Source organism: Lysinibacillus sp. fls2-241-R2A-57, assembly GCF_030209535.1.
GTDB lineage: Bacteria > Bacillota > Bacilli > Bacillales_A > Planococcaceae > Lysinibacillus.
Map to the genome: position 1 here is coordinate 19,505 of NZ_JARVRU010000022.1, position 17,027 is coordinate 36,531.

Below are 17,027 nucleotides of genomic sequence, written 5' to 3' on the forward strand. Positions count from 1 at the left end.
TATTTAAGTGTGAAGGGGGTTTTTGTTAAGCTTGATAGCTTTTATTCGTAAAGAAGATGGCAATTGTACCTGGTCCAACATGGGAGCCGATCGCTGAACCAATCATTGTTACTTGGATGGCTTTTGGAGAAAATCTTTCTTGGATAGAAGCCTTTACATCGTTGGCAAAGTCTATATCATCACTATGGCTAATGCCAACTACTTTTTCAGAGAAGTTCCCGCCACGTTCCTGCATTAAATCTAACATGCGAGTGAGGGCTTTTTTGCGTCCGCGTGATTTTTCGAGGGGCACAAGCTTACCGTCCTCTACATTTAAAATAGGTTTAATGCTTAGAAGCCCTCCAAGAAATGCGCTTGCCTTTGATACACGTCCACCTTTAGCGAGGTAATCTAAATCCTCAACTGTGAATATGTGTTCCATTTGTGAGGCAAGGGCAGTGATTTTTGCTTCAATTTCCTTCAATGAAGCACCTGTATTTCGAAGTCGGACTGCTTCCTCGACTACTTGGCCAAAACCTAATGAAGCACATTTAGAATCGATGATCGCTAATTTTAATGATGGATATTGCTCTTGTACTTGATTGCGAACCATGACTGCAGTATTATAGGTGCCTGATAATTCAGATGAAATGGCAATATAGATGCCTTCCTCTTCATTTTTTGCTAGATTTTCAAAATGCTTGAGAAAAAGCTCTGGTGACACTTGGGATGTTTTTGGGCGATCACCTTGACGAATAGCATCGTAAATTTCTATGGAATCAATCGAAATGACATCATCATATTCTTTATTGTTCAATAGCACTCTTAGTGGAAGAAGTTCAATATTGTTTTCTTCGAAGTAAGATTTCGATAAATCACATCCACTATCAGTAAAAATCTTCATCATTTGTCCCCCTAATTTAACATTCTTTTAACTCTATATGAAAAGTTTTTAAATACGTATACATAGCAGGCAAACAAGTGTCGAGATTTCTCGTCACCTATGCTTCTCTAAATTAATTTCTAGTATTATAGATAAATAATCATATCGAGTTTTAGTATCGTTCAGGATTGATTGAGAGAACTTTATTCAGTAAGTACTCATTCGTGTTAAATGGTACTTCTGAATAAAGTTAAATCATAAAAATGGGAATATTAATTTGAACTTACTATTTAATTATGTTAATTTCAAGCGTTCAATGAGTATTTTAGCGATACCATCGTCATTATTGGTTGTGGTAATTTCATTGGCAATATTTTTTAAAGTAGGAATGCCATTTCCCATTGCAACACCAAGTCCTGCATATTCAATCATTTCTAAATCATTATCTTCATCACCGAATGCGATAATACGCTCTCGTGGGATACCTAAATCCTTTGCTACATGAGCGATTCCCACTGCTTTATTTAAGCCACGGCGAACAATCTCAATAATATGAAATGGTGCACCCCAGCGACGATGTTCAATGACCTCTGCATGAACAGCATGTAAATGATCACGAATAACCATTGAATTCATATCATTAGCTTGAATCAGTAAACTAGTTGGGTTGTCTAGTAAATGAGTATATAGATCCCCATGAGTAATTTTGGGATTCCCCATATTAAAAATATTTAATATCCGTTCATCCTCTGTATGCACGTAAATATCGTCCTTAACTTCCGCAATAATATTTTCGTACTCATAGCTATTAATGGAATCGACGACATCATGCACAACACTTAAATCTATTGGTGTGTGCATATGGTGCCAAGAAGCATTTTTTGGGTGATGCACATATGCTCCATTGAAATTTACAATGGGTGTTTTCAGGTCAAGCTCCTTGTAGTAAATATCACTCGCACGATAAGGGCGACCTGTAGCAATCATCACTTGATGACCTTGTTCCTTTGCCTGCAATAATGTATTTTTAGTTTTTGTGGAAATTTGTTGTTGGTCTGTTAATAACGTACCATCTAAGTCTAAAACGATTAAATGTGGTTTCATAATTCATTGCCCCTTTCCTATAGTTTGAATAGTATCTCTTTGTCATCCGTTCGTCAAAATTTTGTCACATTGGAAAAAGTTTGCTAACATAAAGATGAGACAGTAATAGGGAGTGACAAAGATGATTGTTGAGAAAGAAACGTGGGGAAATATTCCTTTATTACATATACATACTGAAAATATGAATGAAGAAACCCCGGTAGTAATTTTCATACATGGCTTTATGAGTGCAAAAGAACATAACTTACATTATGCATATCAATTAGTAGATAAAGGGGTGCGTGTCCTATTACCAGATGCAAAATTGCATGGTGACCGTAGTGAAGGTCTATCTGAGATGCAAATGAACTTACATTTTTGGGATATTGTTTTAAATTCTATTCATGAAGTTGAACAATTATATAATGAATTAAAGAATAAACAATTATTAGTGAATGATAAAATTGGCATCGCCGGTACATCGATGGGTGGAATTGTGACGTCAGGCTGCTTAAAGCTTTATGATTGGATTAAAACAGCTGCAGTATGTATGGGGGCGCCAGGTTTTATTAAATTAGGTGAATATCAATTACAACAGTTCACTAATAACGGTGTTAATTGGCCAATGTCCGAAGAAGAGGTACAGCAAACTAATGAGCTGCTAGCTAAATATGATATTAGCCTAACACCAGAAAAATTTGCAGGACGACCTGTCCTATTTTGGCATGGGGAATTAGATAAAACTGTACCTTTCAAAGATACGTATAAGTTTTATTTAACTTTATGCCAATACTATGAAACAAATCCGGAAGACTTAAAATTTTTGGCTAATAAAAAAGCAGGCCACGCAGTATCACGAGACGGTATGTTAGCAGCAACTGAATGGCTTGCACAGCATTTGGCATAATAAGATGCATCTGCTATGATTAAGTTAACACTGTGATGGAAGGAGAAATACAGATGGATCAAGATATGAAAGACAGCATGTTCGGTGCATTAGAAAATGTAATTGACCCTGAGCTTGGTATTGATATCGTCAACTTAGGTTTAGTATATGATGTAGATTTAGATGAAGAAGGTGTAGCAACGGTTACAATGACGCTAACATCTATGGGCTGCCCAATGGGACCTGTTATTGTTGATCAAGTGAATACAGCATTAGGTGAGCTTCCGGAGGTAAAAAGTACAAATGTTAATATTGTATGGAATCCACCGTGGTCAAAAGATAGAATGTCTCGCTATGCAAAAATGGCATTAGGTGTACGATAAGTCCGCTTAGAGCACATGAAAGAGGCTGGGACAAAACTGGTCAAAACCTTAAAAAGCGTGAGAAATCAATTGTAGAAACATTGATTTCTCGCGCTTTTCTGATGATATCAGCGGTATCACGAAGTTATCAGCGATTGTAGGCGTTTTATCAGCGATATCTCGAAATTATCAGCGATATCACGAAGTTATCAGCGATTGTAGGTATTTTATCAGCGATATCACGAAGTTATCAGCGATTGTAGGTGTTTTATCAGCGGTTTTCTCGAAGTTATCAGCGATTGTAGGCATTTTATCAGCGGTATCACGAAGTTATCAGCGATTGTAGGTATTTTATCAGCGGTCGGTATTTTGGAGCATCGAGCCGCTACGCTTTCGTACATGAAAAACATTGTTGCCGCTACCACTACGCTTTCGCCCAGAAACACATCTTGTTGCTGTCGCTACGTTAACACTACGCTTTCGCCCAGAAACCCCATTGTTGCTACCGCTACGCTATCTCACAGAAACCCTCTTTGCTGAAGTTTCGTTTTATCATAATAAATTAGAGTGACATGTCAGAAGATATATACTTAGTGAAGCGGATCATCGGACGCCCCCAGGAAGCTCTGCTCTGCGCGAAAGCAAAGCGTCAGCGGCAAATGTTTTATGTAGCGAAAGCGAAGCGTCAGCTACAAAGCGCCCAGCCGGAACGGAAATCAACCCCTCATTTTGCTAAAGAGCCATGCTTTAACGGCATAGTTTTTCTATAACATAAAATCCCCGCTTATAACGGTAAGCGGGGATTAGCGTATTAGTCGATACGACATATTTGTAACGGACAATTCTCACAGGCGATTTCATCCTTTAAAAATTGTAAATCGTGAATGGTTATATAACTCTTTTCGAAGGAAATAATATTGTGTTTCTTTAAATCATTAAGCATGCGATTGATCATTTCTCTACTCGTCGCACATAAATTAGCAAATTCAGTATTTGTTAATGGGAAATCAATAAAAACGTTGCCATTTTCTAAAGGCTTACCATAAGTGTTCGTAAGACGGATGAGCGTTGAAAATAAAGCGCCTTTTTTACCGTTTAAAACTAGATCACGCAAACGACTTTGATGCTTTAAATTTTCTGTTTGCAACCACTTCATATATTCCACCATTAAATTAGGTTGTTCTACTAATAAAAGTTCCAATGATTTAAGGCTTAGAACATATAAACTAGAGGGTTCTAATACTTTAGCAGTCATGGAATGATACGTAAAGTTACAAAATAATGAGCCTTCACCAATCATACTATCTGGACCACAAATTCGAATTGTTAGTTCCTTCCCGTTCTCAGTTTCCTGACTAATCGAGATAGCTCCTGTTTTTATATAGTATATTTCTTTCGCACGTTCGCCTTCTAAAAAAATTTTACTATCCTTATTCACTTTAATAAAAACACCGTGCTTTTGAAAAAGATCGTGAAATTGCTCTTGCATATTATCCATTAAAACCATATGTCCAACACATCTCTTTCTTTTTGTAATAAGTGGCTGTTTATTACAAAAGGATGGTGAATAATTTCGATACTAAATCTAAGAAACATGCTTTTATTATAGCGTAACTTTTCAGGTAGAAGTGAAGGAATTTTAGAGCTTATTCTTTGCTAAGGTTTGTCGTTTGTTGTAAAATAAAGTTAGTCAGAAAAGGTCAAACTCTTTTCATTAAACAGAATGGCAAACGGGATTCCGCTAACATTATTCAAAAGGAGTGCTAAATATGCAATTTCAACAAACAGATAATAAAAAACCATTGGAGCAATTTGGACGTAATTTGATTGAAGAAGTGAAAAACGGCAAAATGGACCCGGTTATCGGTCGTGACGAAGAAATTCGTAATGTTATTCGTATTTTAACGCGTAAAACGAAAAATAACCCTGTCTTAATAGGTGAGCCAGGTGTTGGTAAAACAGCAATCGTAGAAGGGTTAGCTCAACGTATTGTCAAAGGTGATGTACCTGAGGGATTAAAAGATTGCGTATTGTACGAGCTTGATATGAGTGCTTTAATAGCGGGTGCTAGTTATCGAGGTCAATTTGAAGAACGCTTAAAAGGTGTACTTAAAGAAGTGAAGGAATCTGAAGGGCGTATCATTTTATTTATTGATGAAATTCATACAATAGTTGGTGCAGGTAAAACGGATGGGGCAATGGATGCTGGGAATATGTTAAAGCCAATGCTTGCACGAGGAGAGTTACATTGTATCGGTGCTACAACATTAGATGAATACCGTATGTATATTGAAAAAGACCCTGCTTTAGAGCGTCGTTTTCAACAAGTACTTGTACGTGAACCATCTATTGAGGATACAGTTTCCATTTTACGTGGCTTAAAAGAGCGCTTTGAGTTACATCATGCGGTACGTATTCATGACCGAGCTATTGTAGCGGCAGCAGAGCTTTCGAATCGCTATATTACAGAGCGCTTCTTGCCGGATAAAGCCATTGATTTAATAGATGAAGCATGTGCAATGATTCGAACAGAAATTGATTCCATGCCACAGGAATTGGATGCAGTAAAGCGCCGTATTATGCAGCTTGAAATTGAGGAACAAGCACTGCGTAAGGAAAAGGACGAGGCAAGTAAAAAGCGTCTAGAGCAACTACGTGAGGAATTAAAAAAGCTAAAAGAATCCTCTGAGGGCATGCTTAAACAATGGGAAACTGAAAAAGCAGCGTTACATGCCATTCAGAAAAAACGTGAAACGCTTGATAAATACCGCCATGACTTAGATGAAGCAGAAAGTAAATATGATTTAAATAAAGCAGCTGAACTACGTCATGGGAAAATGCCTACACTTGAAAAGGAAATTCAAGAGATGGAAAAACAATTAGAGAATGGTACGGAATCACGTATTTTACGCGAAGAGGTAACAGCTGATGAAATCGCGTCTATTGTTTCACGATGGACAGGAATACCGGTGACAAAATTAGTAGAAGGTGAGCGCGAAAAATTATTGCGTTTAAAAGATACATTACATGAACGTGTTATCGGTCAGGACAATGCCGTACAGCTTGTCACAGAAGCGGTATGGCGTGCGCGGGCTGGTATCAAAGATCCACATCGACCAATTGGTAGCTTTTTATTCCTAGGACCAACTGGTGTTGGTAAAACAGAGCTTGCGAAGGCACTAGCTGCACAGCTGTTTGATTCTGAGGATCATTTTATTCGTATTGATATGAGCGAATATATGGAGAAACATAGCGTATCACGTCTTGTAGGGGCGCCTCCAGGTTATATTGGCTATGAGGAAGGTGGACAATTAACAGAAGCTGTTCGCCGTAATCCATATTCAGTTGTATTACTAGATGAAATTGAAAAGGCACACCCAGATGTCGCGAATATTTTACTGCAAATTTTAGATGATGGACGCATTACTGATAGTCAAGGTCGTATGGTCAACTTTACGAACACAGTAGTCATTTTAACTTCTAACATTGGTTCAAACTATTTGATGGAAGCAAAAGAGGATGATGGAGCAGTTGAGGATTTAGTGATGGCTGCACTGCGACAGCACTTTAAACCAGAGTTGTTAAATCGTATGGACGACATTATTATGTTCCACGCACTATCAGATAAGCACTTTACAGCGATTGCTTGGAAATATGTCGAACAGCTTGTCAAACGAGTTGCAGAGCAAGATATTACTTTACAAGTAGAACAAGATGTAATTGATTGGGTTGTAGAACAAGGTGCGGATGCTCAGTTTGGCGCAAGACCACTAAAACGCTTCGTGCAGCGTTATATTGAAACGGCAGTTGCAAAAGAATTGCTACGTGGTGAAGTATTACCGGGAGAAACATTGCACATTAGAATACACGATGGCCAATGTATTGTTGAAAAATAACATGAAAAAACCTGTTTCGCACGATGCGGAACAGGTCTTTCTTGTTTAAATTAATGATGGTCTGCAGCTTCTGGAGTTGGCTCGTTTGGAATAATTGCACCAATAACGAAAATAAGAATTGAGAATACAACTGATACGATTGCACCCGTTTGGAATTCAAATGGTACGCCAAGTACAGAGCTTACTACGTAGTTTAACATTGAAACTAGTAGGAATGACCATATGAACGTTACGATATATTGCATTAATTTCACCTCAACCGAACTTTTTATCATAAAGTTTTACTACATATTCATTATCATATCATAACATAAATCGAAAAAAAAAGAACCTTTTCCGTGAAACATGGCGAATTTGTCACAACGATAACCTTACTACTTTTTTAATTTAATGCAATTCGAAACCGAAGCAAATACTTAATGCAGGAGAGTGTCGTAGCCGCTCGATACGTGGTCGAGAAGAATAGGGCAAAAAGCATTAATTTTATTTCGGCTTGCACCTGTTCTTCATTATGAGTTTGAAGAGTTATTTTAGACAATTGTGGCTTTTTATTATGTCTTAAGCGATGGTTTTAAAATCTTCAACGAAACTTTTTACTTTCAACTCCGTAGAAAATATTGGAAATATAATAAGAGTTATAAGGTGGAAAGAGAATGAGAGATTTTTTAAAAGAAATTATTAAAGAAGTTAAAAGGCAACTAACGAACGAACAACCATCAATTGAGAACATTTTAGACGGTAAACTATTCGATTGGTTCATACCTATTTTCGATTTCCTTCTGTTCCCGGAAGTGTATCTTTTCTTAGCTTCTACATTAATGTGGAAAATGATTTTTTCATTATTGTTGGTAGGTATGATTATTATCTTTGTTTTATTGATTGAAAAAGTGATAGAGAAAAAGACTAGTAAAGAAAAGGTTGAAGTATTGGATAAAAAATTAGCATGGTTCATACTCGCTCCAATTTTATTCTACGGAGTAAAAGGATTAGCATATGGTTATCTATTATTCAAACCAATGGTGTAGTCTAAGCTATCTCAATACGAGCTGGTACATAGTGAACTAGAGCTTTTCAAAAGCGAAATTAGCTTGATGGGTATTTAAGGGATCTTCTGTGAGCTGGTCATTAAATATGAAACCTTTTTACGTACCATTCGTATTATAACTATACAATTCGAATTGATAGAACCGAAAAAAGGGAGAAATGAAGTTTTGAACCATTGAATGAAACAATTACTTTTTTTGATTTACTTGATTACCATTGCGGATGCGTATTATTCAACTTTGTTTATTGAACCAAAAACACCACCGCAACACCAGACGATTAAAGTGTCGACTATTACGTTGTCACAACTACGGTAGCACACCACATAAAAAGAAACGTACAACACGTCGTTTGAAACCTTCTGTGCTACAACCCATCAAGCGATTTCTTCAGAGTACTAAGTGTTCAAAAGAAAACGTGATCCTTAACGACCTATTAGAGAATGGGTTGGACGTACGCAAATCCATGCGAGAGCCACCTTTCATCTTTTTACGATATCGACTTTTGCGTTGTTGATAATATATGTTAGCAATTAAGCTAAAAGCTGCAGATTTATTTGCAGCTTTTTTTCATTAACCACCATTAGTACATTTTTCAGCCTCGCTGATCCCCGAAAATATGCTTTTTCTTGCATCATCATTAAAAATTGTGGATAACATTCGTTAAAACGTATGCCATGTATATAAGTTGCTCTTCGTTCCGGCTGGGCGACTCTTTAGGGCTTATCGGACGCCTCAGTCGGAAGGAAAATCAACCACACATTATGGTGATGAGCCCATTATTTTACTTTGTTAAGAAAACTGTACATATCATTAAACCCCTTGATACTGCTAGCTTTAAGGCCTTGAATTTAAATCATCTTGCACCATTCCTTCATTATGAGTTATAATTATGACCAGTTACTAATAATTGATAGTAAGAAAGCAGAGGGGTTGCTAAATGAACGCTGGTATTATAGGAATAGGCAAATATGTTCCGGAGAAGGTCGTTACAAATTTTGATTTAGAAAAAATTATGGACACTTCGGATGAATGGATTCGAACTCGAACTGGGATTGAAGAACGTCATTTTGCCGCAGATGATCAGGAAACTTCAGATTTAGCAGTAGCTGCTGCAAAAGAGGCTATTGCAAATGCGGGTATTACACCTGAAGAAATAGGCTTAATACTTGTAGCAACTGTAACTCAAGATCAAATGTTTCCAAGTGTAGCATGTATGGTTCAGGAGCAAATTGGAGCAGTTAATGCAGCAGCGATGGACCAATCGGCTGCTTGTGCAGGATTTATATATAGTTTAGTGACAGCAAAGCAATTTGTAGAAGCAAATGCTTATAAATATGTCTTAGTAGTAGGTGTTGAAAAGCTGTCGAAGGTACTTGATTGGGAAGATCGCAATACAGCAGTGTTATTCGGTGACGGTGCATGTGCAGCAATTGTTGGTCAAGTATCAGAAGGTAGAGGTATCTTATCATTTGAGCTTGGAGCTGATGGTACAGGTGGAAAGCATTTATCTTTAACACAGCAGGACACAATCGCTATGAATGGCCGTGAAGTATTTAAGTTTGCAGTACGTCAAATGGGTGAATCTGCAGTAACCGTGTTAAATAAAGCAGGTTTAACAAAAGAAGATGTAGATTTTTTAGTGCCGCATCAGGCGAATATTCGAATTATGGAATCTGCTCGTGAGCGTCTAGAGCTACCACCAGAAAAAATGTCAAAAACGATTCACAAATATGGTAATACGTCAGCAGCATCTATCGGTATTTCCTTGGTAGATGAGCTTGAAGCAGGTAAGATAAAAGATGATGATTTATTAGTACTTGTTGGATTTGGCGGTGGCTTAACATGGGGCGCCGTTGCAATGAGATGGGGAAAATAATAACTAAAAATGCTTGAGGGGAGTAAGACAATGAGTAAACGACGAGTAGTAATTACAGGAATTGGCGCAGTTACACCACTAGGGAATAGCATCGAAGAAACATGGGCTAACATTAAAGCTGGAAAATCAGGGATTGGCGAGTTAACTCGTTTAAATAAAGATCAATTCGCAGCAAAAATCGCTGCTGAAGTGAAAGACTTTGATATTGAAAAATATATCGAACGTAAAGAAGCTCGTAAAATGGACCGCTTTACACAGTACGCTCTAGCAGCGTCTATTATGGCGATGGAAGATTCACAATTAACGATCGATGAAGAGCTAGCACCACGTGCAGGTGTTTGGATTGGCTCTGGTATCGGTGGTATGGAAACATATGAACAACAATTTGTAACATTCCAAGAGCGTGGCGCAAGACGTGTAAGTCCATTCTTTATCCCAATGATGATTCCGGATATGGCTTCAGGCCAAGTATCGATTCACTTTGGTGCAAAGGGCATTAACTCTTGCTCAGTAACTGCTTGTGCTTCAGGAACAAACTCGATTGGGGATGCTTTTAAAGTAATCGAACGTGGCGATGCAGATGTCATGATTTCTGGTGGTGCTGAGTCGCCAATCGTTACGATGGCAGTGGCAGGCTTCTGTGCAAATACTGCTTTATCTTTAAATACAGATCCACAAAAGGCTTGTCGTCCATTCGATAAAAATCGCGATGGTTTCATTATCGGTGAGGGCGCAGGGATTGTCATTTTAGAAGAGTATGAGCACGCAAAAGCACGCGGTGCAAAAATCTATGCGGAAGTTCTTGGCTATGGTTCAACAGGTGATGCTCATCATATTACAGCTCCAGCCCCAGAAGGAGAAGGTGCTTCACGTGCAATGTTGCAAGCATTAGCTGATGGCGGTGTAGAAGCTTCACAAGTTGACTATATTAATGCACATGGAACAAGCACACCATATAATGATTTATTTGAAACACAGGCTGTAAAGGCTGCCTTTGGGGAACATGCTTATAAACTTGCAATGAGTTCTACAAAGTCGATGACAGGTCATTTATTAGGTGCAGCTGGTGGTGTTGAAGCTATTTTCACAGCGCTAGCTCTTAAAGAAGGCATTTTACCACCAACAATTAATTTAGTAGATCCAGATCCAGAATGTGATTTAGATTATGTACCAAATGAAGCTCGTGAGGCAGATATTAAATATGCTATGAGTAACTCACTTGGATTTGGTGGACATAACGCTAGTCTTTTATTCAAAAAAATTGAGGAATAATAAAGTAAAATTAAAACAGTGGGGGTTTTTCATCCCCACTGTTTATTTGTTTTCACCAATCGGGGCAGTTAATTAAAGTGTCATCAATGTTTTAAAAAAATTAATGTCCGTTGCGAGATATATTTTACCATTAAAAAAGTGAATGCTATGTCTACTTATCATAACCAAACAGAATTGACTTATAACAGTGAAACGATTGTACATCTGTTGTTGTTGTTGTTGTTGTTGTTGTTGTGTTGCTTCGCTTTTGCACAAATAACACTTGTTGCTGACGCGATGTTTTCGCATATAAAGGCATTTTGTTTACAGAGCGGTTGATTGGAGTGGAGACTGGGCGACTCCTTGGGGATCAGCGTCACAGATGAGACCCTGGAGCGAGCATCGCGAGTGAAGCGGCTCATCGGACGCCCCCAGGAAGCTCTGCTCTGCGCGAAAGCGAAGCGTCAGCGGCAAATGTTTTCTGTAGCGAAAGCAAAGCGACAGCTACAAAGCGCCCAGTCGGAACGGAAATCAACCCCTCGTTTTGCAGAAGAGCCTTACATAAAAAACGTCAGCCAATTTACGTGGCTGACGTCTTTTTTTATAGTTTTGTGAATAGATGATAAGTAAGAAGAAATAGAAAGGATGCCCTTATTATGTTCCGACTCTTTTTATTTTTAATATGCTACGGCCTATTGATTCTCTCATTAGGGAATCTCATATTGTATTTGAATTATCGGACACTCGGATATTCCTGGATAGTTGTTTTTAAATTCATGGTGCATACAACAGAATTTTATATGGCTATTGGATCAGCCATTGTGTTATGTGCTATTGTTTTTGATCTTGGTTTTGATAAGACTCTAGACATAAAAGATAAAATGTGACGCTTCTCTTATTCTCTTTTTGGCCAAGCTCTTACAATCAATTTCGCCAAAGCTACAAGATCAATTCCGTTTTCTTTTAGCGACGCGCACGACCAAGGCCCATTGCTTCTTCCATGCGTTTTAATGTAGCGCTAGCAATAGCGTTTGCCTTTTCAGCGCCTTCATCTAAAATAGTATCTAATGCTGAGGATTCTACTAAATTGTAGAACTTCTCTTGAATTGGTGTAAGGTGATCAATAACTGCTGCTGCAACACCTTGCTTGAAACCACCATAACCAACGCCTTCGTATTTTTTTACAAGATCGTCAATAGATACGCCTGAAATGGCAGACTCGATTGTTAGTAAATTAGAAACGCCAGGTTTATTTTCCACATCAAATGCCACAATACCATCAGAGTCAGTTACAGCTGATTTAATTTTTTTCTCAATATCTTTCGCTGAATCTAAAAGCTTAATTGTAGCTTTTGTATTTGGATCTGATTTACTCATTTTCTTTGTTGGCTCTTGAAGTGATTTAATACGAGCTCCTGCTTTTGGTAATTGAATTTCAGGAATCGTTAAAACATCACCATAACGTTTGTTAAAGCGTTCTGCAAGATCACGAGTAAGCTCAATATGCTGTTTCTGGTCATCGCCAACTGGAACAATGTTTGTGTTGTACAAAAGGATGTCTGCTGCCATTAGTGGTGGATATGTTAAAAGAGCTGCAGAAACACTTTCTTTACCATGAGATTTATCCTTGAACTGTGTCATACGTTCAAGCTCTCCAATCGATGCGACACATTGTAACATCCAGCCTGCCTGTGCATGAGCTGGCACCTCAGATTGAATAAATAATGTAGATTTTGTTGGATCGATGCCAGTAGCAATATACGTAGCTGCTAAGTTGCGAATATTTTGACGTAATTCTTTTGGATCTTGTGCCACTGTTATGGCATGCTGATCAACGATACAATACACAGCATCACCTTCATCTTGTAATGCAGGGAATTGCTTGAATGCTCCTAAATAGTTCCCTAAAGTAACAATACCGGTTGGCTGTACGCCTGAAAAAATAGTTGTCATTGTCATTTCCTCCTTGAATTTAAGTCCCTTAGACGTTTTTACATAAGTGCCGAAATAAAAAACATCATGCGTCCTCATTAGTTTTTCTAATGAAGGGACGAATGATGTTTGAATCCGCGGTACCACCCAGCTTGCCTAAAACGGCCACTTTGCTTCGTAACGTGAAGGGACGAGCTTTGCTAATAGACTCAAGTAAGGATACTTAGACGTTCACAAAGCTAACTCGGAAGTCCATTCCAAATGCTTACACGATCTGTTTGCAGCAACCACAGACTCTCTAAACGTGTAAAGTGCATAAGTACTACTCTTCGTCAGCGTTTTTAGTTCATTCAATAACCGTCTTCTTCCATCTGTGTAGATGGCGAGGTGGAATTGATTTGTTGCAAAGAATTATATTATAAAGGCTCGGTGTAATGCAAGTGTGGAAAGTCAGACTTTTGGCGGTGTTTTTTTTCTGAAAAAACTTATATGCTATTTTTGCTGTTCTTTTTTGTTAGAAAAGCAACCAATATTAGTAAATATACGTCTAGATTTGTACATACTAGGCTGACAATATTCTCGTTTAAGATTTTTAAATGAGAACAAGGGCAATTAAGAAATGGATGTTTAAAATGTTCAGCGAATGGGAATATTAATAGTAGTGCATGAAGCATACAAAGAAGTAACTACTTTGGATGTTATGTAAATAGACAGAAAATTTCGTGATAAAGTTATTCTTTTTTTTATTGGAACTATATTCAAATACAACAGAGTACTGTATAATGGGTATGTAGTTTTACATTACATTAATTCTAATTTAACACACTGGTTTATAGATAATGATTAAAAGGAAAGGATGTGTCAGTATGATAGTAACTTTATTTACATCACCAAGTTGTACGTCTTGCCGAAAAGCGAAAGCATGGTTAGAGGAGCATGAAATCCCATATACAGAACGTAATATATTTTCCGAACCGTTAAGCATTCGTGAAATTAAAGAAATTTTACGTATGACAGAGGATGGTACGGATGAAATTATTTCAACCCGCTCGAAGATTTTCCAAAAATTAAATGTAGATGTTGAAAGCTTGCCATTACAACGCTTATATGAATTAATTCAAGAGTATCCAGGTTTATTACGTCGCCCAATCATTTTAGACGAGAAACGTTTACAAGTTGGCTATAACGAGGATGAGATTCGTCGTTTCCTACCTCGTAAAGTACGTGCTTATCAATTGCAAGAAGCACAGCGTATGGTGAACTAATATCTCCGAGTTCTGCATAAAATAAGTATTAGATGTTACAAATGCAACAAGCATATTGTGACATCTATTTTTTTGTGTTTTACTTATGTAAAACCTTCTATATAAAGTATAATAATTAGTAGGGGAAAGTCATATATTTCCGTAAAAGTATGTTAAACTTGATTTAAACTTAATAGTTTACTACAATTTCAATAATTCAAATATCTTCTGTGAAACGGTGTATATCCTTTTCATTTTATGACAGGACAGCATACAATAGAATTAGAGACAACTGTGGACAATTAAATTTTGATTTCGGTTGCTCAGGCGGTTTTACTGTAGTGTGGTCAAAGGTTGAAAAACAAATGGAGTATGAGGTTAAAAACAATGAATAATAGCATACTAATGAAACAAAACTGTTTTTCGACAAATGACAGTGAAGGGAGATGAGGTCTAGTGGACATCGAACGTGTAAACGAAAATACACTCAAGCTCTTTATTACGTACAATGATATAGAGGATCGCGGCTATAGTCGTGAAGAAATTTGGTACAATCGAGCAAAGGGTGAACAACTTTTTTGGGATATGATTGATGAAGTAAACACGGAGGATTATTTTGATGTAGAAGGTCCGATTTGGATTCATATCAATGCATCTGAAGTAGGCTTAGAAATCATTGTCACACGTGCACATATTTTAAAAGACGGTGAAACCTTAGATGGTCAATCGCATTTTGATGAACACAAAGATATGTTTGCCCCATTCGACGACGTTGGAGAGGATCTTCTCAGTCAACTAACTCAATTTGGTGACATTGATGAATCAGAATTATTTATGGATACAGACATTTATGTTTATAAATTTAAAGATATTGATGAGTTAATCCCTGTAGCAAAACGCATGACAGATGAATTAGTGGATTCCTCATTATTTAAATATGAAGATTGGTACTATTTGGTAGTTGACTTTGCGAACGCAGATGATGACCTAAATCGTCACGATAGAAATGCAGTTATCAAAGAATTTTTAATCCCATCAAATTTCACAATCCATCGCCTAGAGGAATATGGCGAACAAATTATGGAATTTAATTGCTTCGAAACAGTACGAAAATATTTCATTTAAAACAATAAGCTTCTGATTCAAAGACTTAGACTGTAAACAAACTTGATGAGATTCAAGATTGTTTACAGTCTTTTTATTTAAAAGGTTCAATAATATCAATTTTAGATATAGATGAAAAACTGGTTAATTAAGAACCTGCAACTGAGTAGGTCTGTCAGTTAGTTGCAAAGAACGTTTTAGGAAGCTTCATATTGTATGTAGAACTCATTAAAAGGTGGCATTTTTTAAATTTCAAGGAAAAGCCGTTATTTATTTGGTGCTATAAAACCACTCCTTTACAATTAGTCAAAAAGGAGATGATTTTATGCTTAGTGCTTATAACGAGCAGCAGCAGCTTTTTCTCCCATATCAATATTCAAGGGAAGCTTTACAACGATTTAGGCAACAAATGAAATTTTATTGTCCTCAATGCCTACAGCCTGTCCAATTAAAGATAGGTGAATATAATATTCCTCATTTTGCTCATAACGCCAATAATAGCTGTGTACAATTATTTTCAGAGGGTGAATCAAAACTTCATTTACAAGGAAAGATTCAATTATTTGAATGGCTGAGAAAACTCGGGCATACAGTAAAGCTGGAGCCTTATTTACCGAATCTTTCACAGCGGCCAGATGTACTTTTGATAAAAGAGCAAAAGCAAATTGCCATTGAATTTCAATGTAGCTCAATTTCTCATGAAAAGTGGCAATTGCGTACATCTGGATATGAGAAAAATTCAATACAGCCATTGTGGCTTTTTCAAACACCTCAAAGACAATCAACACAAGGTATTCAAAAGATTTTTATTGCTCCAATTATGCAAAAAATGATTACTACTACAGCGCAAGGCTTGTCTTATTTAGTAACCTATGATGCAAAGGTATCGAGATTTATTTACTGGACGAATCTTCTTCATGTTCATGGGCATACTTTTATAGGCAAAGTACAAGAACTAACTATTCACAAGCAGCATCTTCCCTTTTATGTGCCTACTTCAATAACGAAAGAGGAATTTCGTCTTTATTGGCAGCTTTATAAAAAGCAGTGTAAGCAATTTGTGTATCAGCGATTATTACATAGTAAGAAAGGGGCGCGAGATTCATTTTTACGAAGTAGTTATGAATTACGCTTTGCTCTAACTGCTATGCCTGATTACGTGGGTGTCCCGGTAAAAGATGCGGAAGCGATTCCGTTGTTTCCTATTGAATGGCAAACGATTTTACATCATTATTGTCGAGGTTTACAATTATTACCTCATGAACTATCTGAGAGAGAGATTAGATTGTTTTTACTTCAACAAAATATAGAGATTACAGATCGAGCAGTACAGGCTATCGAAAATTATGGAATGGTGCTAGCGAAAAGTTATCAAAAAAATGATTATTTTCCGGATATTTATGAGCAAGTGTACGCACATTTATTTGCAATTGCCACAATATACTGAGAAAATATGAGAGTATAGGAAAAACTCACATATATAGG

Annotated in this window: 17 protein-coding genes and 1 other annotated feature; of the genes, 12 read left to right on the plus strand and 5 right to left on the minus strand. The window is 37.2% G+C overall.

Going from position 1 to position 17,027, the window contains the following annotated elements; translation table 11 throughout:
* Positions 1–25 precede the first annotated feature (25 nt).
* Entirely contained in the window at positions 26–883 is an 858-nt protein-coding gene (locus tag QRN68_RS04460; RefSeq protein ID WP_285395492.1) for a DegV family protein, read from the minus strand.
* A gap of 273 nt (positions 884–1,156) precedes the next feature.
* Entirely contained in the window at positions 1,157–1,966 is an 810-nt protein-coding gene (locus QRN68_RS04465; protein ID WP_285395493.1) for a Cof-type HAD-IIB family hydrolase, read from the minus strand.
* A gap of 121 nt (positions 1,967–2,087) precedes the next feature.
* Here QRN68_RS04465 and QRN68_RS04470 point away from each other — a divergent pair, with 121 nt between their 5' ends.
* The 3 genes from QRN68_RS04470 (at position 2,088) to QRN68_RS04480 (ending at position 3,963) form a co-directional block, all read left to right on the plus strand.
* Positions 2,088–2,852 carry a prolyl oligopeptidase family serine peptidase gene (locus QRN68_RS04470; protein WP_285395494.1) on the plus strand — a complete coding sequence of 255 codons (765 nt, stop codon included), beginning with the start codon at positions 2,088–2,090 and terminating at the stop codon, positions 2,850–2,852.
* Positions 2,853–2,905: 53 nt separating this feature from the next.
* Positions 2,906–3,214: a metal-sulfur cluster assembly factor gene (locus QRN68_RS04475; protein WP_285395495.1), complete on the plus strand. Its 309-nt coding sequence runs from the start codon at positions 2,906–2,908 to the stop codon at positions 3,212–3,214.
* A gap of 551 nt (positions 3,215–3,765) precedes the next feature.
* The gene (locus QRN68_RS04480; RefSeq protein WP_285395496.1) at positions 3,766–3,963 is read left to right on the plus strand and encodes a hypothetical protein; all 198 of its coding nucleotides are present in this window, start codon (positions 3,766–3,768) and stop codon (positions 3,961–3,963) included.
* A 41-nt stretch (positions 3,964–4,004) separates the two neighbouring features.
* Here QRN68_RS04480 and QRN68_RS04485 read toward each other — a convergent pair whose 3' ends face one another.
* On the minus strand, positions 4,005–4,691 hold the full coding sequence (locus tag QRN68_RS04485) for a Crp/Fnr family transcriptional regulator (protein ID WP_285395546.1): 687 nt from the start codon (positions 4,689–4,691) through the stop codon (positions 4,005–4,007).
* A gap of 271 nt (positions 4,692–4,962) precedes the next feature.
* Between QRN68_RS04485 and QRN68_RS04490 the strand changes: the two genes are divergently transcribed.
* On the plus strand, positions 4,963–7,089 hold the full coding sequence (locus QRN68_RS04490; RefSeq protein WP_285395497.1) for an ATP-dependent Clp protease ATP-binding subunit: 2,127 nt from the start codon (positions 4,963–4,965) through the stop codon (positions 7,087–7,089).
* A 50-nt stretch (positions 7,090–7,139) separates the two neighbouring features.
* On the opposite strand, the gene QRN68_RS04495 is transcribed toward QRN68_RS04490, so the two are convergent.
* Positions 7,140–7,334, minus strand: a complete 195-nt coding sequence (locus tag QRN68_RS04495; protein WP_285395498.1) for a YjzD family protein — start codon at positions 7,332–7,334, stop codon at positions 7,140–7,142.
* A gap of 408 nt (positions 7,335–7,742) precedes the next feature.
* Here QRN68_RS04495 and QRN68_RS04500 point away from each other — a divergent pair, with 408 nt between their 5' ends.
* The 5 genes from QRN68_RS04500 to QRN68_RS27045 all read left to right on the plus strand — a co-directional run bounded on the left by QRN68_RS04500 (position 7,743) and on the right by QRN68_RS27045 (position 12,149).
* Positions 7,743–8,114, plus strand: coding sequence for a hypothetical protein (locus QRN68_RS04500; protein ID WP_285395499.1), 372 nt, complete (start codon positions 7,743–7,745; stop codon positions 8,112–8,114).
* A gap of 958 nt (positions 8,115–9,072) precedes the next feature.
* Entirely contained in the window at positions 9,073–10,011 is a 939-nt protein-coding gene (locus QRN68_RS04505) for a beta-ketoacyl-ACP synthase III (RefSeq protein WP_285395500.1), read from the plus strand.
* Positions 10,012–10,041: 30 nt separating this feature from the next.
* Positions 10,042–11,283 (plus strand): beta-ketoacyl-ACP synthase II, encoded by a 1,242-nt coding sequence (gene fabF / locus QRN68_RS04510; RefSeq protein ID WP_285395502.1) that lies wholly within the window; start codon positions 10,042–10,044, stop codon positions 11,281–11,283.
* Between the two features lie 342 nt (positions 11,284–11,625).
* Positions 11,626–11,877, plus strand: coding sequence for a hypothetical protein (locus tag QRN68_RS04515; RefSeq protein WP_285395503.1), 252 nt, complete (start codon positions 11,626–11,628; stop codon positions 11,875–11,877).
* A 41-nt stretch (positions 11,878–11,918) separates the two neighbouring features.
* Positions 11,919–12,149 carry a YuzI family membrane protein gene (locus QRN68_RS27045; RefSeq protein ID WP_481817428.1) on the plus strand — a complete coding sequence of 77 codons (231 nt, stop codon included), beginning with the start codon at positions 11,919–11,921 and terminating at the stop codon, positions 12,147–12,149.
* Between the two features lie 76 nt (positions 12,150–12,225).
* On the opposite strand, the gene trpS is transcribed toward QRN68_RS27045, so the two are convergent.
* Positions 12,226–13,215 carry a tryptophan--tRNA ligase gene (gene trpS, locus QRN68_RS04520; protein WP_285395504.1) on the minus strand — a complete coding sequence of 330 codons (990 nt, stop codon included), beginning with the start codon at positions 13,213–13,215 and terminating at the stop codon, positions 12,226–12,228.
* 90 nt (positions 13,216–13,305) lie between these two features.
* Positions 13,306–13,539, minus strand: a binding site (T-box leader).
* Positions 13,540–14,063: 524 nt separating this feature from the next.
* On the opposite strand from trpS, the gene spxA reads away from it, so the two are divergent.
* From spxA to QRN68_RS04535, 3 genes are all read left to right on the plus strand, one after another.
* Positions 14,064–14,459 (plus strand): transcriptional regulator SpxA, encoded by a 396-nt coding sequence (gene spxA / locus QRN68_RS04525; protein ID WP_068983509.1) that lies wholly within the window; start codon positions 14,064–14,066, stop codon positions 14,457–14,459.
* Between the two features lie 435 nt (positions 14,460–14,894).
* A complete protein-coding gene (gene mecA, locus QRN68_RS04530; protein WP_285395505.1) occupies positions 14,895–15,563 on the plus strand; it encodes an adaptor protein MecA in 669 nt (222 codons plus the stop codon).
* A 304-nt stretch (positions 15,564–15,867) separates the two neighbouring features.
* Positions 15,868–16,989: a competence protein CoiA gene (locus QRN68_RS04535; RefSeq protein WP_285395506.1), complete on the plus strand. Its 1,122-nt coding sequence runs from the start codon at positions 15,868–15,870 to the stop codon at positions 16,987–16,989.
* Positions 16,990–17,027 lie beyond the last annotated feature (38 nt).

Coding starts and splice junctions, on each gene's coding strand:
- QRN68_RS04470 (WP_285395494.1), top strand. CDS start 2,088: ATGATTGTTGAGAAAGAAACGTGGGGAAATATTCCTTTATTACATATA.
- QRN68_RS04505 (WP_285395500.1), top strand. CDS start 9,073: ATGAACGCTGGTATTATAGGAATAGGCAAATATGTTCCGGAGAAGGTC.
- QRN68_RS04480 (WP_285395496.1), top strand. CDS start 3,766: ATGTCAGAAGATATATACTTAGTGAAGCGGATCATCGGACGCCCCCAG.
- trpS (WP_285395504.1), bottom strand. CDS start 13,215: ATGACAACTATTTTTTCAGGCGTACAGCCAACCGGTATTGTTACTTTA.
- QRN68_RS04500 (WP_285395499.1), top strand. CDS start 7,743: ATGAGAGATTTTTTAAAAGAAATTATTAAAGAAGTTAAAAGGCAACTA.
- QRN68_RS04475 (WP_285395495.1), top strand. CDS start 2,906: ATGGATCAAGATATGAAAGACAGCATGTTCGGTGCATTAGAAAATGTA.
- QRN68_RS27045 (WP_481817428.1), top strand. CDS start 11,919: ATGTTCCGACTCTTTTTATTTTTAATATGCTACGGCCTATTGATTCTC.
- QRN68_RS04460 (WP_285395492.1), bottom strand. CDS start 883: ATGAAGATTTTTACTGATAGTGGATGTGATTTATCGAAATCTTACTTC.
- QRN68_RS04490 (WP_285395497.1), top strand. CDS start 4,963: ATGCAATTTCAACAAACAGATAATAAAAAACCATTGGAGCAATTTGGA.
- QRN68_RS04465 (WP_285395493.1), bottom strand. CDS start 1,966: ATGAAACCACATTTAATCGTTTTAGACTTAGATGGTACGTTATTAACA.
- QRN68_RS04495 (WP_285395498.1), bottom strand. CDS start 7,334: ATGCAATATATCGTAACGTTCATATGGTCATTCCTACTAGTTTCAATG.
- fabF (WP_285395502.1), top strand. CDS start 10,042: ATGAGTAAACGACGAGTAGTAATTACAGGAATTGGCGCAGTTACACCA.
- QRN68_RS04535 (WP_285395506.1), top strand. CDS start 15,868: ATGCTTAGTGCTTATAACGAGCAGCAGCAGCTTTTTCTCCCATATCAA.
- QRN68_RS04485 (WP_285395546.1), bottom strand. CDS start 4,691: ATGGATAATATGCAAGAGCAATTTCACGATCTTTTTCAAAAGCACGGT.